The sequence below is a fragment of the Micromonospora lutea genome (assembly GCF_016863535.1).
Classification (GTDB): Bacteria; Actinomycetota; Actinomycetes; order Mycobacteriales; family Micromonosporaceae; genus Micromonospora; species Micromonospora lutea.
In genome coordinates this window covers 103,182-122,587 of the sequence record NZ_BOPB01000025.1, presented here as the reverse complement: position 1 = coordinate 122,587, position 19,406 = coordinate 103,182, and the positions used below count along the sequence as shown (strand labels likewise).

Below are 19,406 nucleotides of genomic sequence, written 5' to 3'. Positions count from 1 at the left end.
GATTCACCGAATCCTGATTCGGTGAAAGTATGTTCGATGTTATCGTCCGGGTCAACAGCCATTGGAGGACGGATGCCGCAGGAGAGGGCCGCCACGCGGAAGGCGAAGGCGGCTGAGACCCGCGCCGCGCTGCTCGACGCGGCACGGCGACTGTTCGGCGAGCGCGGCTACCTCAACACGAAGATCACTGACATCACGGCCACGGCCGGACGCGCCACCGGTTCGTTCTACGAGCACTTCACCAGCAAGGAGGAGCTGCTCAAGGCGCTCCTCGCCGAGCTGGAAGACGCGGTCGACGCGCGCGTCGCCGGCATGGAGCACCCGCGCGAACACGACCTGACCAACCGCGACCAGCTCCGCGACCACCTCGCCGCCCCGTGGGCCGTGCTGCGCGACAACCGCCCGGTGGCAATCGCTGTCTTCCAGTCGATGGTGGCCGACGACCCCGGCTCGGGCCGCGCCTGGCGCGACCTGCGGGAGCAGACCCACACCATCCGCGAGCACCTGGAGTACCTCGCCGAACGCGGACACCGACTGCCCGGCGACCCGGAGCTCGTCGCCGCGGCCATCGGCGCGATGCTCCTCACGCTCAACTACGCGCTGCCCAGCACCGCCGACCCACCCGACAACGATCAGGTGGTGGAGACCCTCACCGACCTCATACTGCACGGGCTGGCCGGACCGACGGCACGGCCGCAGGACGAGGGCTGAGGCAATACATTGCGTGGAATTGCCCTCAGGGCGGCGGCAGGTGCCACCCCGAGTGTGGGTTCAGTTGAGCCTCGGACGGGGCACGCCGACCTTCTCGATGCGGGCGGCGATGGAACCGACGAAGGCGGCGAACCCGATCTCCGGGTCGGGTTGGCGGATGGGCGCATCCGGCTCCCGCGAGGATGTGACGAGGCACGTGGCGTCGTACAATCCTGCGTCCACCAGCCGCTTGCAGAGGATCGCGTAACGGTCCAGGTAAGAGGTGTCGGAGAAGGCAGGGTCGATAGGCAACGTACCGCTCCTTGGTCTGCCCTTGCGCGTCGACCCCTTCGCCTCTTCGACCAGGAGGACGTAGCCGAGCCACGGTCGCAGCCGGCCGAGTAGGCCATGCTCATAGGCTCGCCACAGATCGACGGCGCTACCGATCGCCTCCTCATTGCGGTTGTTGAAGTTGTTGCCGAAGGATGGGCCGACATGCGATTTCAGCTCGATGGCCGCAACCAGTTCCTCCTCGTGAAGCACCACGAGGTCCCACTGCTTTGTGGGCCGAAAATAGCCGGGCAGCTCGATGCCGGACTTGCAACGCACCGCGTCCGGCGGAAATCCAGCGTCCCGGAAGACGTTGGCCAGCAGTTCGGTCAGAGCGTCGAGATGCGCGCCGCCGGTGACTGCGCCACGTCCTCCGGTGTCGGTCTTGCCCGACAGCAGCTTCTTCGCGGCCTGCGACTCTCGGACCGCCCAGGAGCTACGGATTGCCTCCTCGAACGCCTGCTGGTCCATCGATCAGGTCTCCCGGTTTGTCGATCCCGTACACCCGTAGGGCAACCTCCGTCGCCGCCCGGCTGTCCCGCTTGTCGAAGGCGGTTGCGAGCGCAGCCCGGTCCGCAGCGGAGATGGCCTCGGGCCGGGGTACGCGGATCCGGCGCAGGTACTGGGCTTGGAATCGAAGGGTGCCGCCACGCATCCTAACGGCGTAGGCCTCTACAAAGGCTTGTGCGACACGAGAAAGCAGGAGTCCACCTAGGACGCGGAGGTCCCAGGTTGCAGAAATGATGTAGTACAGGTTGTGGTGCGGATAGAAGCCGCCCTCGTCCAGGACGGGGTGGATGGCGTTCTTCATGTCGGGAAACAGCAGTTTCGGGCGCTCGACGAGGGAGTGGTCGACCTTGTCGATCGTCCGGTACCAGTGGGCGGGTTGTTTGCCGGCGACGTGCCGCCGTTTGAGGGCCGCCGCGTGCCGCTGGTAGTAAGCCTGCAGCCGAGGCAGGGCATCCAGGTTGACGAGTTGCCCGTCCGCGTTCCACGGGTTGACCAGGTAGTGGCCCGACCACCGCAGAGTCCCCGACGTCGTGTCGCGGACCATCGACAGCGGCAACAGCTGCCCCGGCTCGACGTCGGCGCCGGTGGTGATGAAGACACTGTCGGCGCCAGTGGCCACACCGATCCCGACCCGAGTGCCGGTCGCCGCGTCCTGCAACGGCGGGAAGCGGTCGTTCAGATCTTCGATCAGCGCCAGCCGCGAGGGCGAGCCCGCCGGCCAGGAGTCACCGCCGTCGAACCAGTGGGGTAGCCTCGCTATCTCGTACCGGTCGTCCGCCCGTGGCCTCGACTCCCGATCGGCGACCCACTCCAACAACTCCGGGGCATCCGGAGCCGTGAAACCACGCCGGGCATCCGCCACCACCGCCGCACCCTGGGGAGCACGCCGAAGCACGGTGATCGCCGGGTAGGCAGAAACCTGCTCCTCGAACGCGTCGACATCGTGCATGGTGACCGTCACGTCGACGCTGTAGCCGGCGACGATCAGCTCCCGCAACTGCCGCCCGTACTGGTTACGCATCCACCGGTCGGCGCAGATGAACGCCAGCGCCCCGCCCGGCTTCAGGGAGCGCAGCCCACGCTCATAGAAGCCGACATACAGATCCGACCTGCCGGTCATCGTCGGGCACGCGGCGCGGTAGGCCAGCATGCGGTCCGCCGGCACGTCCTCCAACCGGACGTACGGCGGATTGCCCACCACCAGATCGACACCGCTGTCGACGTGTGTATCGAGCAGATAGTCACCCTGCCGTACCCATGCCGTTGCCACCTCGCGGGCCTCGGGGAGCGGCCAGCCGTCCTCGACGAACACGTCCCGGGCGAGCCGGCGGCTGGCCGCCACGTTGGGTGCCAGCAGGTCGAAGGCGCGCACCGCGTGCTTCGCGTCCAGCAGAGACCGGTCATGCTTACGACACGAGGCACTGACCCGGGCAGCCATCGCGGCCAGAAAAGCACCCTCCCCGCTGGCCGGCTCGACCGCCACCAGCGCCGCGAGATCACGATCAGCGGTGTATCCGGCCAGGTCCAGGATCAGATCCACAATCCAACGACGGGTGAAGACCTCACCGTGCTCGACGGATTCCGCCGGGATCGCCGACAGCGGCATCAGCATCTCACCGAGCACGAGCCGCCCCATCTTGCCCGCATGCCCGCCGCCGCACTCACCCGACGAGCATAGGACAGCCCGCCGACCAGCCGCCCCCATCAGCACGCCACCCAACCTGAGCCCCGAAGCGTCTCAACACACCCCCTTGGAAGGACATCGAGTCATATGCCTGACCTCCAGCCGAATGCACCGTGAACGCGGGACGGTGACTGCACTTGGTTGCACCGCATCCACTGTCGTTATGCCGACTCCTTGCTGTCAGCACGCAGCATCTACCCGATCGGGGGGTGTCGCTTCTCGCACTTCGTGTTCAAACTTGTCCGCACCGTCGCCAAGAGTGTGTCGGTCCGTTACTACGGGTAGCAGCTCTCAGGAGGTCCGCTTAACATGAGCCTTACGGCAGTACCGTCAGCGACGAGAGGACCGGCTATGCCAACCGCCATCGTCAAGACGCGGGACGAGCTGCTGGCATGGCGCGAAGCGCTCCTACGTCGCGTGAGCATGGACAAGGAGACGCTGTACGACCTAGGGCGAAACTTTGACCTGCGCCCCGACGAGCGCGCGGTGTACGAGACCGTCCGTAGCATCGACTATCTCCTCGGCGAAGATGAGTGACAACGCCGACGAGCAACTGATCGACAAAGCCACCGCCTTCGCTGAGGACCTTACCTCTCGTATCGGGCGGGTCATCCCAACCAGGATGGCTTTGTCCGCTGTCGTTGCCGGCGGCGCCGACAGCCCACGCGTCATCGTGGCTGCATACGAGAACGGCAAAGAGGCCGTGTTCCCGTTGTACATCGGTGGCACCCATCGGCTGGACTTGTCCGTCAAGCTGAACTGCTGCTGGGACCGGGGTGCCTCCTACCTTGCTGTGGAAGAATCCTGGTTTCATGTGGTCCCGGCTGGGGACAAAGTCCCTCTCTTTCGGTACGAGTACCTCCGCCAAGTGAACGGCTCTGTCCCGGCCGCCCACATCCACGTCCATGCCCACCGCGATGAGTTCGCCTACGTCCTCGTGGCTGGTGAGAAGGGCAAAGCTCGCCAGCGATGGCGTACCGGGAAGCCTCCACACATGGCGGAATTTCACTTTCCCGTGGGCGGCCACCGGTTCCGTCCCTGCATCGAAGACGTACTCAACTCACTGGTGGTCGAGTTCGGTGTGGACCATGTTGATGGGTGGGACGCAGCGATTCGTGCGGGCCGCGAGCAGTGGAGACGTACTCAACTACGTGCTGCAGTTTGCGACGCTCCTGATGAGGCTGCGGCGGCGCTTCGCAGCCTGCACTACGGTGTAAAGCCGCCCGATACGGCGGTTCGCGACAACCTCGATCGGCTACGCGCGTACTGATCGGCAATAAACCGCACCCGGCCGGGTGCTGCGCCCCAAGGCTGCCGGCCACTGCTGGCGGCAGTCCGACAGTCGGTTCATTTCTTGAACTGCCGTCGCCTCGGTCGGTCAGACGGTGATCTTTCTAGCCCGCTGAATCCAGCCGTCGTCCTCTCAAGCCGGCGTAGGTGGCATCAGAAGTGACGCGGTCTACCATCCCGTCTGCCATCGGCCCTCCCCTCTGGGGAGCGGGCCTCCGCCGCGGTCGGTCAGGCGGCCTCAAATTAACGGCTCGTACGCGCTGGCCGGTCGGGTGGTGGTCTGCTCGGCTCCCCCGGGTTGAGGGCACATCGCTGGCAGCGAGATCAGGAAAAGATCAGCGCCGTGTGGCCTCCGCGACGAAGACGCCGCGACCTGGGCGGCCGACCAGCACGCCCTGTTGCCGCAGCCTCGCCACCGCGCGGTGGATCGTTGACACCGACACGTCGTAGTGGTCGGAAAGCTCTTGAGTGGACGGAATCTGTGACCCGGGCTGGAACTCTCCCACCTCGATCCGTCTCAGCAGATCCTTGATCAACTCGTCCATGGTTGGCGGAATCGGCACGTGCAGGCCCCTTGCAGTCGGTTGGCCCTCCCAGTATCGAGCACCAGGTGAGAGAGCAGCAATGACTAGGAGAGAAGGAGCAGGCAGGGGGCTGGCTAGATTCGAGAGGTAAGAGAGCGTTGACAGAGGTGAGAGGTATCGGTAGCGTCGCTCTCGGTGATGCGGTGCTGATGCGGTCGGTTGGCGCCTCTCGTACCGGTCTCGCATCGCCGTCGAGACCCCACTCCGCGCCCCCAGCGCGGCCCTGTCGTCGTACCGCCAATTGAGGCTGCGACGGCCGGGCGAGGGCGGTCTCCGCCGGCCCCCTCGGCGGAGGCCACTCCTCCACCGTCACCCGATCCGACGAAGGGTGGTCAACGTGCGCAACCTGTTCCGCCGGCTGCTGCGCCGGCCTGCGGCAAGCCCTGAATGGCCGGTGCTGCCGCCGCCGGCTCCGTATCCACTGCGGCCCGCGCAGATCCGCGAGCGGTGCTTCAACGTCCGGCGACGCGGGCTGGACCCGGCCGAGATCCGCGCCTTCCTGCACCGGGTCGCCGACGAACTGGCCACCGCGCAGACCGCGTTGGTGGCGGTGCAGGAGGAGAACGTACGCATCAAGAGCGCCCTGCGGGCCTGGCAGAGCGCCCAGTCGGGGAGGTACCGGTACCGATGAGCGAGCGTTGGATGATCCACGTGCCGGTCAGCGCGCCGGACCTGCTGCGGGCCCGGATCTTCGCCCGGACCGCCGCCCGGGTGCTGGCCCGGCTGAACGCACGGGTCGAGCCGGGCGGGGTGAACGTCTCGCTGGAGGATCAGCAGAACGTACGTCACTGGGTTTTTTGCGACCAGCCGCTGCCCGACGGCGGCGGGCGGTGCGTGCTGCCCTACGAGCACAATGCGCCCTGCTCGCGGCGGGTGCCGGGGCTTGACCGGCGTCGGGTACCCCGGGTCGAGTGACTGTCAGGCGTGCTCCGGTCGGTGGCAGCTACGAGGCCGGCCGTTCTCCTCGTAGCTGCCACTGAGGCGCATCCAGGAGTAGGTCGGCTCCTGCGGTGAGCCGGGTGGCGAGTTCTCCCAGTCTTCCTGGCGCCCGAGTGGCGTGAGGTCGAGCAGGTCGAAGACGACCATGAACGGCTCCTCGCCCCGGGCGTGGGTCGACCAGGTGTGGAAGACGCGGTCGTCCCGGCGGAGGAAGACGCTGATCCCCTGGCGTTCCACACCGTCGACGGTAGCCCCGAAGCCCTCGTTGAAGGCGTCGCCGACGGTCGAGTACCAGGGCAGGTGCCACCCCATCCGGGCCCGGAAGGCGTGCAGGCGCTCCAGCGGCGCGCGGGAGGTGAGGACGAAGGAGGTACGCCGGGCGTGCAGGTGGGCCAGGGGGCCGATGTGCTCGGCCATCATCGAGCAGCCGTCGTAGCCTTCCTGCCAGTCGGGCGCGAACATGAAGTGCTGGACGATGAGCTGCGGGCGGCCGTCGAAGAGGTCGAGCAGGGTGACGACGCCCTCTGGGCCGTGGAAGGCGTAGTCTGGGCGTACCTCGACCATCGGCATGCGGCGGCGGGCGGCGCTGATCGCGTCCTTCATCCGGGTCAGGGCCTTCTCCTGTGCAGGAGTACGCCTCGCGCGTCGTTCCAGGTGGTCCGGTCGACGATCGGCGCGGCCAGCTCACTTGTAGAAGCCTTCGCGCAGGTTGATGCCGTGCTCCAGCCAGATCTTGAGGGCGGCGAGCATCCCCGTCCACCCCTCGCAGTTGCCGAACGCGGCCCGGGCCCCCTCGGGAGTCGGCTGCCAGGAGGTCTCGGTGATGGTGACCAGGGTTCGGGTGTCGTCGTCGATCGACTCGAACTCGAAGACGACCCGGGTGTTGCCGCCGTCGCCGGTGGTCGCCTCGCCGTCCCACTCGATGACGATCCGGTGTGGCGGGTCGGCCTCGGCCACCGTGACCGGGAAGGCGCCGGGAAAGTCGTGGAAGTCCCAGGTGACCTGCGCCCCGGGTTCCAGCCGCCCCTGGGCGCCGCCGGTGGTGAAGTAGCGCGAAAGCTGCGCCGGGTCGGCGACGGCCTCGTACACCTCGGCGCGCGGGCGTGCGATGCGGCCGGAGACGGTGAAGGAGAGTTCGGTAAGTGAGCCAGTCATGTTGTATTTTTACAACATGACTGGCTCGGTCGCCAAGGATCCCGCCGACTCCGACGACGATCTGGTGTTCAAGGCGCTCGCCTCACCGATACGGCGACGGATGCTCGACGCGCTGAAAGCGTCCACGCACACCACCGGCTCGCTCTGCGCGCTGCTGCCAGAACTGGACCGCACCACGGTGCTGCAACACCTACGGGTGCTGGAACGCGCCGAGTTGGTGACCGGGCGCAAGGTCGGCCGGGAGCGGCATCTGTCCCTCGCGCCGCTGCCGATCAAACGCATCCACGACCGCTGGATCAGCGGTTACATGCGGGCCGCCGTCGACCTGCTCGACCGGCTGGACGAGGGATGACGGCCGGCCCGGAGGCCCGGTGGGTCAGAGCACCCGGGTGACCTGCTCGGCAGCGGCCACCGCCTCCCGGGCCGCCGGGTCGAGGTTGGCGCAGAGCACCACCGACGCGCCGGCCGACAGCGGGGCGAGCAGCCAATTCAGCGGCTGGTCGTGCTCAGCGACGTCGACCAGCAGCCGGTCGCCGACCCGCAGGTCGAGTTGCTCGGCGACGGCCTGGGCCACCCGGCCCCACTCGTCGTAGGTGGTGCCGTCCGGGCTGGCCGGGTCGGTGGCGTGCAGGAGGGGGCGATCCATCGGGGCGGCACCGTGTCGCAGCACCTCCACCGACCAGTCGAGCCAGCCGGCCGGCACGTCGTCCAGCGGCTCCGGCCCGGTGCCGACAAGGTAGCGGTGCAGCCCGTCGGGTACGTCCTCCAGCCAGTCGTCGAGCCGTTCCGGGGTGACCAGGACGGCGTCGTACGGTCGATCACCGCCGGGCTCCAGCACCGGCAGCCCGGCGGTGGCGCGCGGCCGGAACGAGACCTCCAGCCCGACCGCCCAGGCGCCCAGCAGAACCGCGGTGGTACGCCAGTGCGGCGGCAGCAGCACCGCCACCCGGCTGCCCGGCGTCAGGCCGCAGCCGTCGCGCAGCAGGCCGGCGGAGCGCGCCGCCCACCCGCCGAGCTGGGCCGCGGTCAGGTCGACCCGCTCGCCGGTCGCGCCGTCGAGCCAGGTGAGCAGCGGACGGTCCGCCAGCGCGGGCGGGACGACAGCGGCCGGAGCCGGTACGGCGATGTCGATGCTGGCCATCGGGCCTCCTCCAAGCGCTCGGCGCGACCGCCGGCCCCGAGCCGAACCCGCGCTCCGCCCACCCTACGCAGCCACCACCCCGCCGCCGGGGTCGGCTCTGTGGCGACGGCGGCGGGCGTAGCGTCACAGCGATGGCCGCGACGCCCGCGCCGGTTGACCGGGAACGGGCATTGACGGGGGTTGCCAGACTCGTGGCGCGGTGCCAGGTGTCCGGCGAGGGCGGGAGGGCTACGGTCGTGCGACGTACGAGCTGGATGGCGGTGGGGATCAGCGCGCTGCTCCTCGGAGCGGCGTTCGCCGTGCCCGGACCGGCCGGGGCGGATCCGCTCGCCGATCCGGTCACAGCCACCGTCTGGGCGGATCAGCCCACCATCGCGGAGTACCGGGTCACCAACGGCTACAGCGTCAACTCCGCCGACGGCGACATCGTGGTCCGGCGCACCGCCACCGGGGCGTACACCGTGGAGTTGGAGGGTGCCGCGACGACCGGCGGGGTCGCGCACGTGGTGGCGTACGGCGGCGGGCCGGTGCACTGTACGGTGGCCGGCTGGTACCGCAGCCTGGTCGCGCCCGACCTGCTGATCCAGGTGCGCTGCTTCTCGGCGACCGGCGCGCCGGTCGACAGCCGGTTCGTGGCGACCTTCACCAACCGGCGGCAGATCCACCAGGGCCGCCTCGCATGGTTCGTCACCGACCAGGCCGCGCCGACCGGCGTACGGACCCTGCCGGCCACCTACGGCTACGACTCCACCGGCGGCGAGATCCGGTACGAGCGCCTGGAAAAGGGCCGCTACCAGTTCCGGATGAACCCGAACCCGGATCCGCCCGGGACCGGCTACTTCCCGATGACCCACGTCACCGCGCTCGGCACCGGCGCGGTGAACTGCCAGATCTCCTGGCCCGACCACTGGCAGGTCCGCTGCGCGAACCCGGCCGGCGCACCGGTCGACGCCCGCTTCGCGGTCACCTACGGCACCCGGGTCGACCTGCTGGGCCACTCGGCCGGCCCGCGCTTCGCCAGCGGAACCCTCTACGGCGAGAATGTCCGCGACGGTGTGATCAGCGGCGACTCGTACAACTCGACGGTGGACCCGCACGGCGGCGCCACCGGCGCGCTGCTCGGCACCGGCCGGTACCAGCTGACGTTCCAGAACACCGGGACCACGTTCGGCACCGCCTTCGTCAACGCGCACGCGCCGCACTTCGACAGCCAACCGACCCGGGGGCACTGCGTGCTGGCGAGTTGGGGGCGGTCTGGGGCGGACACGGTGGTGCGGGTCAACTGCTACGCCTGGCTGGGCGTGCCGGCCAACCTGAACGCGCGGATCTCGTACACCACCTGGCCGTACGCCTGACGCCGGACCACTAGACCGGCAACTGAGGGCCGCCGTCGAGGAGGGGGGCGAGCAGGTCCCCGGACTTCTCGGCTCGCTTGAGCACCTCGGCGGCGGTGTACGGCTTCGTCGCCGGCCGCTTGCCGGCCGCGCCGGCCGCCACCTCGTCCCAGGTCAGCGGGGTCGACACCGCCGGGACCGGCTGGGCGCGCAGCGAGTACGGGGCCACCGTGGTCTTCGCCGCGTTGTTCTGGCTCCAGTCGATGAACACCTTGCCGGAGCGCAGGTTCTTCGCCATCTTCGACACGATCAGCTTCGGATGTTCGCGTTCCAACTCCTGCGCGATACGTCGCGCGTAGGCCGACACGTCGTCGGCGGACTGGGTGCCGGAGATGGGGCAGCAGAGCTGCATTCCCTTCTTGCCGGAGGTCTTCGGGTAGGCGTCCAGGCCGTCGGCGGCCAGCCGGTCGCGCAGCAGCAACGCCACCTGGCAGCACTGCTTCAGCGAGGCCGGGGCCCCGGGGTCGAGGTCGACCACCATCAGGTCCGGATGCTCACCGATCTTCCACTGCGGTGTGTGCAGTTCCAGCGCGGCGAGGTTGGCCAGCCAGACCAGGGTGGGCAGGTCCTCGGCGACCACGTAGTCGATGGTTTCCCGGCCCTTCGTGGAGCCGGGTGCGGGCAGGTTCTCGGTGCGTACCCAGTCGGGGGTGGCGGCGGGGGCGTTCTTCTCGAAGAACGAGTTGCCGTCCACGCCGTTGGGGTAGCGGATCCGGGTCAGCGCCCGGTCGGCCAGATGCGGCAGGAGCACGGGCGCGACCCGGGTGTAGTAGTCGATCACCTCGCCCTTGGTGAAACCGGCCGCCGGGTAGAGCACCTTGTCCAGGTTGGACAGCTCCAGCGTGCGGCCCTGCACGTCGACTGGGAACCGGTCAGCTGGCATCTTCGACCTCCTCGGCCGGCTTGTCCGGCCGCAGCCGCAGGATCCGGGGGAACCGGAGCCGCCCGTCCGGGGTGCGCTGGCCGTACTTGACCTCCACCACGATCCGGGGAGTTACCCAGATCGCGCCCCGGGCATCCTCGCGGGGCACGTCGCCGGAGAACGGCGAGGCGGTGGTACGCAGCGGCTCCAGCTCACGCAGCAGTTCCCGTTCCAGGGCGGCGCCGATGCCGCCACCGACCCGGCCCCGGTAGACGAGTCGGCCGTCGACGCCGGGTACCCCGACCAGCAGGCCACCGATCTTCCGCGCGCCGGGACGCCAGCCGCCGACCACGAAGTCGCCGGTCACCTCCAGCTTCACCTTCACCCAGTCCGGTGAACGCACCCCGGGCCGGTAGGTCGACTCGACGCGTTTGGCCATCACCCCTTCGAGCCCGTGCTCACCGGCCGCCTCGTAGGTGGCCGGGCCATCGGAGAAGACCGGGGGCACTGCCCACCGCGCCGCGCCCAGCCCGAGGCCGTCGAGGGCCTCCCGCCGCCGGGTGTACGGCCAGCCGGTGACGTCCTGTCCGCCCAGCCGCAGCACGTCGAAGATCATGTAAGTGACCGGTACGGTGGCCGCCAGCCGAGCCGCCTTCGCGGCGTTGCGGACGTGCATCCGCTCGGCCAGGGCGGTGAACGACGGCCGTCCGGCCTGGTCGAAGAGGACCACCTCGCCGTCGAGCAGGACGTCCTCGACCTGCTCGCCGAGCGGGATCAACTCGGGGTAGGCGGTGGTGATCTCCACGCCGGAGCGGGCGTACAGGCGCTGCCGCCCGCCGACGATGTCGGCCAGGCCGCGTACGCCATCCCACTTGAACTCGTACGCCCAACCGGGACCGGTCGGAAGCTGCCCGGTCATCGCGAGCATCGGCTTGAACGGCGCGCCGGGCACAGAACGACTGTAGTAGCAGGCCGAACACCTCGCGCCCGGTTCGCTGTGATGCGAGCATGGTCGATACCGGGGAAGGGAGCGCAGTATGCGGGCCATCTGGAAGGGTGCCGTGTCGTTCGGCCTGGTCTCGATCGCGGTGAAGCTGTATTCCGCGACGGAGGAGAAGGACATCCGGTTCCACCAGGTGCACCGGGCCGACGGCGGACGGATCCGATACAAGCGCACCTGTCAGGTCTGCGGCGAGGAGGTCAGCTACGACGACATCGCCAAGGGCTACGACCTCGGCGGCGGGGAGATGGTCATCCTCACCGACTCCGACTTCGCCGACCTGCCGTTGAGCACCTCCCACGCGATCGACGTGCTGGAGTTCGTTCCGGCCGAGCAGGTAGACCCGATCCTCTACAACAAGGCGTACTTCCTGGAGCCGGAGGGCACCGCGACCAAGCCGTACCTGCTGTTGCGAGACGCGCTGACCGACTCGGAGCGGGTGGCGATCGTCAAGGTGGCGCTGCGCCAGCGGGAGCAGTTGGCCACTCTCCGGGTCCGTGAGGGCGTACTGCTGCTGAACACGATGCTCTGGCCCGACGAGATCCGTAAGCCGAGTTTCGGTTTCCTCGACGAGGATCTGAAGATCCGGCCACCGGAGCTGGCGATGGCCACCTCGCTGATCGATTCGATGGCCGGGGACTTTCACCCGGACGAGTTCACCGACGACTACCGGGCGGCGTTGCAGGAGGTCATCGACGCGAAGGTGGAGGGCCGGGAGGTGGTCCAGCCGGAGGAGGTGGAGGAGGCTCCCGCCGCGGCCGTCGACCTGATGGCCGCGCTCAAGGCATCGGTGGAGCGAGCCCGGGCGGCGCGCGGCGAGGCACCGGCCGGTGGCGGCGCCGAGCCGACCCCGATCTCCTCGGCGCGCTCGGCGCAGAAGAAGGCGGCGGAGAAGAAGGCCGCCAAGACTCCGGCCAAGAAGGCGCCCGCGAAGAAGACCGCCGAGAAGAAGGCCACCGCCAAGAAGGCCCAGCCGGCCAAGAAGTCCGCCGAGAAGAAAGCCGCCAAGAAGACCACGCCGCGCAAGTCCGCCTGATTTCGCCGATTCCGCAGCTCAGCTCGCTCGAATACGTCTGCTGATGGCACCGGCGCGACCCGAACTTCATGATCGGCACAGCCGTGCCTGCCGGTACGGGCCATCGACGGTCGGAAGTGCGTCCGATACCAGGTACCGTGTGTCGGCGACGGCTGCCCGTGGCCGGACCCATCCCACACCTCTCAGCAGGGAGTCGAGGACGTGAGCGAGCAGGAGACCAAGGCACGGCGACGGTTGGCCGAGCAGTTGGCGGCTCAGAAGGCAGCCGAGGCGAAACGCCGCCGGCAGGCCTGGGCCGGCGCGTTCGCCGGGATCGCCGTCGTGGCGGTGTTGATCACCGTGTTCGTGATCGTCGGCCAGCGTGGTGGTGACGACGCCCCCGAGCAGGCTGCCGGTACGCCGTCCGCCCCGGTGGAGGCCAGCGAACCGGCCCAGCCGCCCGCGCCGAAGCTGCCGGAGGGTGCGGACCCGGCTCTGGGCAGCAAGCCGACCGTCACCGCTGGCGAGGGCAAGCTGACCAAGCTGACGGTGACCCCGCTGATCGAGGGCACCGGGCCGAAGGTCGAGGCCGGCCAGTCGATCACCACCAACTACGTCGGCGTGTTCTACGAGAACGGCGAGGAGTTCGACTCCTCCTGGGAACGCGGACAACCGGCAACCTTCCCGATCGGGGTCGGGCAGGTCATCCCGGGCTGGGACAAGGGCCTGGTGGGCGTGACCGTGGGCAGTCGGGTGCAGCTCGACATCCCGGCCGAGGACGCGTACGGCGACGGTGGGGGCGGCCGTCCTGCCGGCCCGCTGCGCTTCGTGGTGGACGTGCTCGCCGCCGCGTGAGGCTCGGGTCGGCTCGGAAAACATCGATGCCGTTGACCACAGTTGGCTTCCGGCCGGTCACCCACCGGCAGTAGTTTCGACCAGCGTCCCGGGCACCGCGCCGGGGACGCTGGTCGAAGCGAACACGGAGGTGCACGTGACGGCAGCGGAGGCCGGCGGGCGGATTGCCCGGTTGATGTGGACGCACTTCGAGCCGGTGCACGCCGTCACCTACTTCCACCCGCGTGCCCGCGCCGCCTATGAGGCGGTCGGCCTACGCGGCTACTGGCGGGGTTACTTCGCCGGTCGGGCCGCCCCGCTCGGGCCGACCGGTCCGGCACCGGTGATCGCCGCCTGCTACAACTTCGCGCCGCACATGGTGAGCCGGGCCCTGCCGGCGGTGTGGCAGCTGGCCACGCCGGACCAGGCGCTGCGCGCCCGGCTGACCGGGGCGGTGCAGGCACTCGCCGAGTTGACCTACGAGCTGCCCGAGCGGCACCTGGTGGACGCCGCCGACCTGCTTGAGGCCGCCACTGACGGCCTCACGACGGCCGGTCGGGTGCTCGGCGCGGCGAATGCGGCCCTGCCGCGTGGTGAGTACCCGCTGGCTCGGCTCTGGCAGGCCGCCACCACGCTGCGCGAGCATCGCGGCGACGGTCACGTGGCGGCGCTGGTCGCCGCCGATCTCGACCCGGTGGAGACGCTGGCCTGGCGGGTCGCGATCGACATGCCGCCGGCCAACCTGCTCGGTCGGGGCTGGTCGGAGCAGGACTGGGCACAGGCCCGTGAACGGCTCACCAGCCGTGGCTGGCTGGACTCCGACGGACAGCCGACCGAGCGCGGGCGGGCAGCTTTTCAGGCGATCGAGGACGCCACCGATCTCGCCGCCGCCCGCCCCTGGCTGACCCTCGGCCCAGAGCGGGCAGACCGCCTACGTGAACTGCTCGACCCGATCGCCCGCGCCGCCCACACGGTGATCCCGCCGGACAGCCCCATCGGCCTCCCACCCCTGCAGAGCTGAGGTGACCAAGAGGTTCTCGCCTGACCCCGACGCAAACTTCTTGATCAACGCGGTAGGGGCGAGGATGGGAGGATGGGGGTGTGACTGTGGATGGGGTGGTTTTCGACCTTGACGGCGTGATCGTGGACTCCGAGCCGGTGTGGGAGGAGGTTCGGCGGGCCTATGTGGCCGAGCACGGCGGTGAGTGGCAGGACGACACCCAGCGACGTCTGATGGGGATGAGCACCGGCGAGTGGGCCCGGTACCTCAGTGACGAGTTGGGGGTGCGGCGTACCGCCGACCAGGTTGCCGCCGAGGTGGTCGAGGAGATGGCCCGCCGGTACGCGGCCCGGGTTCCGGTGATCGACGGTGCGGTCGACGTGGTCCGCCGGCTGGCCGCGCGGTGGCCCCTGGGGCTGGCCAGTTCCTCGCCGACCCGGCTGATCGCCGCGGCGCTGGCCGCCACCGACCTGACCGACGCGTTCCGCAGCACCCTGTCGACCGAGGAGACCGAGCGCGGCAAGCCGGCCCCGGACGTCTACCTGAGCGTCGCCCGGCGAATCGGCCTCGACCCGACGCGCTGCGTGGCGGTGGAGGACTCCTCCAACGGGGTCCGCTCGGCCGCTGCCGCCGGGATGGCGGTGGTGGCGGTGCCGCACGGCGCGTACCCGCTGGATTCCGACGCTCGGCAACTGGCCGTGACGGTGCTGGGCTCGATCGACGAGCTGACCCCGGAGGTCGTCGACCGGCTGGGCTGAACCGCCACCAGGCGATCCCCGGCCCGCCTACGGTCGGTGGCATGAAGGCGATCGTGTACGAGCGCACCGGTGACCCGTCGGTCCTCCAGGTGGTCGAGCGGCCGGTGCCGCAACCCGGTCCGGGTGAGTTGCTGGTGCGGATCGCGGTGTCCGGGGTGAATCCGACGGACTGGAAGTCGCGCCGTCAGGGTCCGCTGCCGGCCGGTTGGCAGACGCCCGGCCAGGATGGCGCCGGGGTGGTCGAGGCGGTCGGCGAGGGCGTCGACCAGGAGCTGATCGGCGAACGGGTGTGGGTCTGGGAGGCCGCGTGGCAGCGGCCCTGGGGCACGGCCGCCGAGTACACCGTGGTCCCGGTCCGCCAGGCGGTACGCCTCGGTGACGCCTCCTTCGAGCTGGGTGCCTGTCTGGGCATCCCGTTCCTGACGGCGCACCGGTGCCTGACCGCCGGCGAGTATCTGCCGGAGTGTCTGCGCCCGGGCGCGCTGAGCGATCACGCGGTACTGGTGCAGGGTGGGGCCGGTGCCGTGGGCAACGCGGCGATCCAGCTGGCGGCCTGGGCCGACGCCTGTGTGATCGCCACGGTGAGCAGCGCCGAGAAGGCTCAGCTGGCTGCGGCGGCCGGCGCCTCGGCGGTGGTGAACTACCGGGAGCAGGACGTGGTGGAGGAGGTCCGCAAGATCGCACCCGACGGGGTGCACGCGATCGTGGAGGTCTCGCCCGCCCGCAACGCCGCCACCGACGTGCGGTTGCTGCGCCCGGGTGGGGTGGTCTGCGCGTACGCCGACGACGGTGGCGACGAGGTGACGCTGCCGATCCGCCCGCTGATGGCACCGAACGCCCGCTGGCAGTTCGTGCTGGTCTACACGATGCCGAAGGCCGCCAAGGCGCAGGCGGTGGTGGACGTGGCGGCAGCCGCCGCGCAGGGCGGTATCCGGGTTGGCGAGGAGGCTGGCCTGCCGCTGCACTCGTATCCGCTGTCAGCGACCGCTGCCGCGCATCAGGCGGTGGAGGACTCGGTGGTCGGCAAGGTGCTGCTCAGCGCCCACGACCAGGGCCCTTAGGTGCCGGCTGGGCCCGACGGGCGGGTTTGACCTGGGAGTTTTCGCCGTCCGCAGGACAGAGGCGAACAAGTCTCGCAATACTGGCATTGCGGGTTACCCCGTAAAGGAACGGGCGGCCCCGGCGCGGTGCGAACGCCGGGGCCGCCCACCGGAGAGAGGTCTGTGCAGGCCACTACTCCCAATGGCGATGATGCGCCGAAAAACGTTACGGTGTGGCCAGTTCCCGTACATTCAGGTCGCCGTCGGCGTACCGGGCGCGCACCACCTTCTTGTCGAACTTGCCGACGCTGGTCTTCGGCACCGCCTCGATGAACGCCCACCGCTCCGGCAACTGCCAGCGCGCCACCGACCCGGCCAGGAACTCACGCAGTTCCTCCGGGGTCGCCGAGGCGCCCTCCCGGAGCACCACCGTCGCCAGCGGCCGTTCGTCCCACCGCTGGTCCGGTACGCCCACCACGCAGGCCTCCAGCACCGCCGGGTGGGCCATCAACGCGTTCTCCAACTCCACTGAGGAGATCCACTCCCCACCGGACTTGATCACGTCCTTGGCGCGATCGGTGAGGGTAATGTAGCCGTCCGCCGAGAGGGTGCCCACGTCACCGGTCCGCAACCAGCCGTCGCGGAACTTCTCCGGGTCCGGCGCGTCGTCGCCGACGTACCGCTCGGTGATCCATGGCCCACGGACCTCCAGCTCACCCACGGACGTGCCGTCGGCGGGCAGCGGTTCCCCGGCCGGGCCCACGATGCGGGCCCGCACCCCCGCCGGCACCCGGCCCTGCGTGTAGCGGTAGCGCCAGGCATCGTCGCCGTCCGCTCCGGCGGGCGGACGCGACACCGAGCCCAGCGGCGACATCTCGGTCATCCCCCAGGCGTGGATCACGTCGATGCCGTGCCGCTCGTCGAACGCGTGCATCAACGACGGCGGACAGGCCGAACCACCGACGATCACCTCCTTCAACGAGGAGGTGTCGACGTCGTGGCTGTCCAGGTAGGCCAGCAGATCGGTCCAGATGGTCGGCACCGCGCCGGCCAGGGTCGGCCGCTCGGCGGCGATCATCTCGGCGATCGGAGCGGCCTGGAGGAAGCGGTCCGGCATCACCAGCGACGCGCCGGAGAGGAAGGCCGCGAACGGCAGTCCCCATGACATCGCGTGGAACATCGGCACGATGGCCAACTCGCGGTCGGTCGGCCCGAGCCCGAACCCCTCCGGCATGCAGATCTGCAGCGAGTGCAGGTAGATCGAGCGGTGCGAGTAGGCCACCCCCTTGGGGTTGCCGGTGGTGCCGGAGGTGTAGCAGAGGGCGGCGGCATCGCGCTCGTCCACCTCGGGCCAGTCGTACACCTCCGGCCGCTCGGCCAGCAGCGCGTCCCAGTGGTGTACGGCGATCCGGTCGCCGGCCGCCGCGACCAGCGGCGCGGGGTCGCCACCACCGACCACCACCACGTGCCGCACGCTGGTCATGCTGCCGAGGGACTTCGCCAGCAGCGGGATCAGCGTCGAGTCGACCAGCACCACCCGGTCCTCGGCGTGATTGGCGATGTAGGCCACCTGGTCGGGAAAGAGCCGGATGTTCAACGTGTGCAGCACCGCACCCATGCTGGGCACGGCGAAGTACGCCACCAGATGCTCGGTGTTGTTCCACATGAAGGTGGCAACCCGCTCGTCGCCGGTCACCCCGCACTCCGCCCGTAGGGCGTGGGCGAGCCGGGCGGCATCGCGCCCGACCTGCGCGTACGTGCTGCGCCGTGGCTCCGCGCCGGTCCACGTCACCACCTCGGCCGTGCCGTGCACGGTGGCGCCGTGTTCGAGGATCCGGGAGACCTGAAGGGGGGCGTCCATCATCGTGCTACGCATGGGTAACAAATTAGTGTCGCCAGTCACACGTTGGGAACCCCCGTAAATTGTCCGGGTGAGCATCTCCTGGGCTGATTCGTACGTCGGGCAGCTGCGCGCCCTGGCCGGCGACCGGACGCTGATGTTCGTCGGTGCGCGGGCCGTGGTGCGGGACAACTCGGCGCGCAGATTGCTGATCCGCCGCTCCGACAACGGGCAGTGGGCGTTGCCCGCGGGCGCGATGGAGCTGGGCGAGTCGATCGCGGACTGCGCCGTGCGGGAGGTACGCGAGGAGACCGGCCTGAGGGCGTTGCGGGTGAGCGCCTTCGCGCTCTACACCGGCCCGGACCGTACCCACACCAACATGTACGGCCACACCTATCAGATCTTCACCACCGCGTTCCGGGTCGAGGAGTGGGACGGCCGGCTGGCTCGGGTCACCGACGAGACCATCGACGCGGGCTTCTTCCACCGCGAGGCGTTGCCCCAACCCCTCTCGGCCAGCGTCCTGGAGACCCTGGCCGATCTGGACGTCTTCGAGCAGACCAACCGCCTGATCCTCAAGTAACCGGCGATCGGGCATGTAAGGAAGGGCCCCTTGTTAACGCCTCCGGTAGAGCAGGGGCCCCCTCTTATCACCCGGCCGGCCTCGCCCGCCCGGGCGAGGCCACCGGATGATAAGTGCCGTACGGCGGTCAGTGCCGTCCCTCGGCGAACTCCTCGACGATCTTGGCGCAGAACGCCGGCAGGTCGTCGGGCTTACGGCTGCTGACCAGGCCGTTGTCGGTCACCACCTGCTCGTCGACCCATTCCGCGCCGGCGTTGACCAGGTCGGTGCGCAGGCTGGGCCAACTGGTGATCCGGCGACCCCGCACCACATCGGCCTCGATCAGCGTCCACGGGCCGTGGCAGATCACCCCGACCGGCTTACCGGCGTCGAAGAACGACCGCACGAACCGGACGGCGTCGGCATCGGTACGCAGGAAGTCCGGGTTGGCCACCCCGCCGGGCAGCACCAACGCGTCGTACCGCGCGGGGTCCGCGTCGGCCGCGCTGACATCCACCTCGTACGTGGTGGAGGGGTCCAGGTGCTCGAAAGAGGTGATCTTCCCGGGCTTGATCGACACCAGTTCGACGGTCGCGCCGGCCTGCTCGACGGCCTGACGTGGCTGAACGTACTCGACCTCCTCCACGCCGTCGGTGGCGAGGAAGGCGACCCGCTTACCCTGCAACGTCGCTGCCATCTTGTTCTCCTCTCCGGGGGTTCGTCCATATCCGTTCCCGACGCCGAAGTCACGAAACGCGGCGCGGCGGTGTCCCACCGC

Annotated in this window: 23 protein-coding genes; 13 read left to right on the top strand and 10 right to left on the bottom strand. The window is 69.5% G+C overall.

Annotation, left to right across the window (positions count from 1 at the left end):
- The first annotated feature begins 72 nt into the window (after nucleotides 1-72).
- On the top strand, nucleotides 73-711 hold the full coding sequence (locus Vlu01_RS20495; RefSeq protein ID WP_204002002.1) for a TetR/AcrR family transcriptional regulator: 639 nt from the start codon (nucleotides 73-75) through the stop codon (nucleotides 709-711).
- Nucleotides 712-771: 60 nt separating this feature from the next.
- Here the strand turns inward: Vlu01_RS20495 and Vlu01_RS20490 are convergent, their stop codons facing one another.
- The gene (locus Vlu01_RS20490) at nucleotides 772-1,491 is read right to left on the bottom strand and encodes a PaeR7I family type II restriction endonuclease (RefSeq protein WP_204001998.1); all 720 of its coding nucleotides are present in this window, start codon (nucleotides 1,489-1,491) and stop codon (nucleotides 772-774) included.
- Entirely contained in the window at nucleotides 1,457-3,166 is a 1,710-nt protein-coding gene (locus Vlu01_RS20485) for an Eco57I restriction-modification methylase domain-containing protein (RefSeq protein ID WP_239096011.1), read from the bottom strand. Before Vlu01_RS20485 ends, Vlu01_RS20490 begins: the two co-directional genes overlap by 35 nt.
- A 399-nt stretch (nucleotides 3,167-3,565) precedes the next feature.
- Here Vlu01_RS20485 and Vlu01_RS20480 point away from each other — a divergent pair, with 399 nt between their 5' ends.
- Together Vlu01_RS20480 and Vlu01_RS20475 are read left to right on the top strand one after the other, a co-directional pair.
- Nucleotides 3,566-3,751: a hypothetical protein gene (locus tag Vlu01_RS20480; RefSeq protein WP_204001995.1), complete on the top strand. Its 186-nt coding sequence runs from the start codon at nucleotides 3,566-3,568 to the stop codon at nucleotides 3,749-3,751.
- Nucleotides 3,744-4,484, top strand: a complete 741-nt coding sequence (locus Vlu01_RS20475) for a hypothetical protein (protein WP_204001993.1) — start codon at nucleotides 3,744-3,746, stop codon at nucleotides 4,482-4,484. Before Vlu01_RS20480 ends, Vlu01_RS20475 begins: the two co-directional genes overlap by 8 nt.
- Before the next feature lie 355 nt (nucleotides 4,485-4,839).
- Here the strand turns inward: Vlu01_RS20475 and Vlu01_RS20470 are convergent, their stop codons facing one another.
- Nucleotides 4,840-5,067, bottom strand: coding sequence for a winged helix-turn-helix domain-containing protein (locus Vlu01_RS20470; RefSeq protein ID WP_204001991.1), 228 nt, complete (start codon nucleotides 5,065-5,067; stop codon nucleotides 4,840-4,842).
- A gap of 349 nt (nucleotides 5,068-5,416) precedes the next feature.
- Between Vlu01_RS20470 and Vlu01_RS20465 the strand changes: the two genes are divergently transcribed.
- On the top strand, nucleotides 5,417-5,719 hold the full coding sequence (locus tag Vlu01_RS20465; RefSeq protein ID WP_204001989.1) for a DivIVA domain-containing protein: 303 nt from the start codon (nucleotides 5,417-5,419) through the stop codon (nucleotides 5,717-5,719).
- A complete protein-coding gene (locus tag Vlu01_RS20460; protein ID WP_204001987.1) occupies nucleotides 5,716-6,003 on the top strand; it encodes a hypothetical protein in 288 nt (95 codons plus the stop codon). The genes Vlu01_RS20465 and Vlu01_RS20460 overlap by 4 nt, the downstream gene beginning before the upstream one ends.
- Nucleotides 6,004-6,006: 3 nt before the next feature.
- Here the strand turns inward: Vlu01_RS20460 and Vlu01_RS20455 are convergent, their stop codons facing one another.
- Both Vlu01_RS20455 and Vlu01_RS20450 read right to left on the bottom strand, forming a co-directional pair.
- Nucleotides 6,007-6,630, bottom strand: coding sequence for a DUF899 domain-containing protein (locus tag Vlu01_RS20455; RefSeq protein WP_204001984.1), 624 nt, complete (start codon nucleotides 6,628-6,630; stop codon nucleotides 6,007-6,009).
- Between the two features lie 81 nt (nucleotides 6,631-6,711).
- Nucleotides 6,712-7,182: an SRPBCC family protein gene (locus tag Vlu01_RS20450; RefSeq protein ID WP_204001981.1), complete on the bottom strand. Its 471-nt coding sequence runs from the start codon at nucleotides 7,180-7,182 to the stop codon at nucleotides 6,712-6,714.
- 16 nt (nucleotides 7,183-7,198) lie between these two features.
- Here Vlu01_RS20450 and Vlu01_RS20445 point away from each other — a divergent pair, with 16 nt between their 5' ends.
- Nucleotides 7,199-7,534 (top strand): ArsR/SmtB family transcription factor, encoded by a 336-nt coding sequence (locus Vlu01_RS20445; protein ID WP_204001978.1) that lies wholly within the window; start codon nucleotides 7,199-7,201, stop codon nucleotides 7,532-7,534.
- Nucleotides 7,535-7,558: 24 nt separating this feature from the next.
- Here Vlu01_RS20445 and Vlu01_RS20440 read toward each other — a convergent pair whose 3' ends face one another.
- Nucleotides 7,559-8,323, bottom strand: a complete 765-nt coding sequence (locus Vlu01_RS20440; protein WP_204001975.1) for a TIGR03089 family protein — start codon at nucleotides 8,321-8,323, stop codon at nucleotides 7,559-7,561.
- Nucleotides 8,324-8,559: 236 nt separating this feature from the next.
- Here Vlu01_RS20440 and Vlu01_RS20435 point away from each other — a divergent pair, with 236 nt between their 5' ends.
- Entirely contained in the window at nucleotides 8,560-9,678 is a 1,119-nt protein-coding gene (locus Vlu01_RS20435) for a hypothetical protein (RefSeq protein ID WP_204001973.1), read from the top strand.
- Between the two features lie 10 nt (nucleotides 9,679-9,688).
- Here the strand turns inward: Vlu01_RS20435 and ligD (Vlu01_RS20430) are convergent, their stop codons facing one another.
- Nucleotides 9,689-10,600, bottom strand: coding sequence for a non-homologous end-joining DNA ligase (gene ligD / locus Vlu01_RS20430; protein WP_204001971.1), 912 nt, complete (start codon nucleotides 10,598-10,600; stop codon nucleotides 9,689-9,691).
- Complete coding sequence (ligD, locus tag Vlu01_RS20425; protein WP_204001969.1) at nucleotides 10,590-11,531, bottom strand: non-homologous end-joining DNA ligase; 942 nt, start codon at nucleotides 11,529-11,531, stop codon at nucleotides 10,590-10,592. The genes ligD (Vlu01_RS20430) and ligD (Vlu01_RS20425) overlap by 11 nt, the downstream gene beginning before the upstream one ends.
- An 85-nt stretch (nucleotides 11,532-11,616) precedes the next feature.
- Here ligD (Vlu01_RS20425) and ku point away from each other — a divergent pair, with 85 nt between their 5' ends.
- The 5 genes from ku to Vlu01_RS20400 all read left to right on the top strand — a co-directional run bounded on the left by ku (nucleotide 11,617) and on the right by Vlu01_RS20400 (nucleotide 16,247).
- Nucleotides 11,617-12,615 carry a non-homologous end joining protein Ku gene (gene ku / locus Vlu01_RS20420; RefSeq protein ID WP_204001967.1) on the top strand — a complete coding sequence of 333 codons (999 nt, stop codon included), beginning with the start codon at nucleotides 11,617-11,619 and terminating at the stop codon, nucleotides 12,613-12,615.
- Between the two features lie 201 nt (nucleotides 12,616-12,816).
- The gene (locus Vlu01_RS20415) at nucleotides 12,817-13,449 is read left to right on the top strand and encodes an FKBP-type peptidyl-prolyl cis-trans isomerase (RefSeq protein ID WP_239096010.1); all 633 of its coding nucleotides are present in this window, start codon (nucleotides 12,817-12,819) and stop codon (nucleotides 13,447-13,449) included.
- Nucleotides 13,450-13,624: 175 nt separating this feature from the next.
- Nucleotides 13,625-14,449 (top strand): SCO6745 family protein, encoded by an 825-nt coding sequence (locus Vlu01_RS20410; RefSeq protein WP_204002220.1) that lies wholly within the window; start codon nucleotides 13,625-13,627, stop codon nucleotides 14,447-14,449.
- Between the two features lie 80 nt (nucleotides 14,450-14,529).
- Nucleotides 14,530-15,186: an HAD family hydrolase gene (locus Vlu01_RS20405; RefSeq protein WP_204001965.1), complete on the top strand. Its 657-nt coding sequence runs from the start codon at nucleotides 14,530-14,532 to the stop codon at nucleotides 15,184-15,186.
- A gap of 41 nt (nucleotides 15,187-15,227) precedes the next feature.
- Entirely contained in the window at nucleotides 15,228-16,247 is a 1,020-nt protein-coding gene (locus Vlu01_RS20400) for an NADPH:quinone reductase (protein ID WP_204001963.1), read from the top strand.
- Between the two features lie 205 nt (nucleotides 16,248-16,452).
- On the opposite strand, the gene Vlu01_RS20395 is transcribed toward Vlu01_RS20400, so the two are convergent.
- On the bottom strand, nucleotides 16,453-18,102 hold the full coding sequence (locus tag Vlu01_RS20395; RefSeq protein ID WP_239096009.1) for a fatty acid--CoA ligase: 1,650 nt from the start codon (nucleotides 18,100-18,102) through the stop codon (nucleotides 16,453-16,455).
- A 55-nt stretch (nucleotides 18,103-18,157) separates the two neighbouring features.
- Here Vlu01_RS20395 and Vlu01_RS20390 point away from each other — a divergent pair, with 55 nt between their 5' ends.
- Nucleotides 18,158-18,649 carry an NUDIX domain-containing protein gene (locus tag Vlu01_RS20390; protein ID WP_204001960.1) on the top strand — a complete coding sequence of 164 codons (492 nt, stop codon included), beginning with the start codon at nucleotides 18,158-18,160 and terminating at the stop codon, nucleotides 18,647-18,649.
- Between the two features lie 127 nt (nucleotides 18,650-18,776).
- Here the strand turns inward: Vlu01_RS20390 and Vlu01_RS20385 are convergent, their stop codons facing one another.
- Nucleotides 18,777-19,325, bottom strand: a complete 549-nt coding sequence (locus tag Vlu01_RS20385) for a type 1 glutamine amidotransferase domain-containing protein (RefSeq protein WP_204001957.1) — start codon at nucleotides 19,323-19,325, stop codon at nucleotides 18,777-18,779.
- Nucleotides 19,326-19,406 lie beyond the last annotated feature (81 nt).

Bases quoted from the DNA above. Each gene is read 5' to 3' on its own strand.
- Vlu01_RS20495 (WP_204002002.1), top strand. From the start codon at position 73: ATGCCGCAGGAGAGGGCCGCCACGCGGAAGGCGAAGGCGGCTGAGACC.
- Vlu01_RS20490 (WP_204001998.1), bottom strand. From the start codon at position 1,491: ATGGACCAGCAGGCGTTCGAGGAGGCAATCCGTAGCTCCTGGGCGGTC.
- Vlu01_RS20485 (WP_239096011.1), bottom strand. From the start codon at position 3,166: ATGGGGCGGCTCGTGCTCGGTGAGATGCTGATGCCGCTGTCGGCGATC.
- Vlu01_RS20480 (WP_204001995.1), top strand. From the start codon at position 3,566: ATGCCAACCGCCATCGTCAAGACGCGGGACGAGCTGCTGGCATGGCGC.
- Vlu01_RS20475 (WP_204001993.1), top strand. From the start codon at position 3,744: ATGAGTGACAACGCCGACGAGCAACTGATCGACAAAGCCACCGCCTTC.
- Vlu01_RS20460 (WP_204001987.1), top strand. From the start codon at position 5,716: ATGAGCGAGCGTTGGATGATCCACGTGCCGGTCAGCGCGCCGGACCTG.
- Vlu01_RS20455 (WP_204001984.1), bottom strand. From the start codon at position 6,630: ATGAAGGACGCGATCAGCGCCGCCCGCCGCCGCATGCCGATGGTCGAG.
- Vlu01_RS20450 (WP_204001981.1), bottom strand. From the start codon at position 7,182: ATGACTGGCTCACTTACCGAACTCTCCTTCACCGTCTCCGGCCGCATC.
- Vlu01_RS20445 (WP_204001978.1), top strand. From the start codon at position 7,199: ATGACTGGCTCGGTCGCCAAGGATCCCGCCGACTCCGACGACGATCTG.
- Vlu01_RS20440 (WP_204001975.1), bottom strand. From the start codon at position 8,323: ATGGCCAGCATCGACATCGCCGTACCGGCTCCGGCCGCTGTCGTCCCG.
- ligD (WP_204001971.1), bottom strand. From the start codon at position 10,600: ATGCCAGCTGACCGGTTCCCAGTCGACGTGCAGGGCCGCACGCTGGAG.
- ku (WP_204001967.1), top strand. From the start codon at position 11,617: ATGCGGGCCATCTGGAAGGGTGCCGTGTCGTTCGGCCTGGTCTCGATC.
- Vlu01_RS20410 (WP_204002220.1), top strand. From the start codon at position 13,625: ATGTGGACGCACTTCGAGCCGGTGCACGCCGTCACCTACTTCCACCCG.
- Vlu01_RS20400 (WP_204001963.1), top strand. From the start codon at position 15,228: ATGAAGGCGATCGTGTACGAGCGCACCGGTGACCCGTCGGTCCTCCAG.
- Vlu01_RS20395 (WP_239096009.1), bottom strand. From the start codon at position 18,102: ATGCGTAGCACGATGATGGACGCCCCCCTTCAGGTCTCCCGGATCCTC.
- Vlu01_RS20385 (WP_204001957.1), bottom strand. From the start codon at position 19,325: ATGGCAGCGACGTTGCAGGGTAAGCGGGTCGCCTTCCTCGCCACCGAC.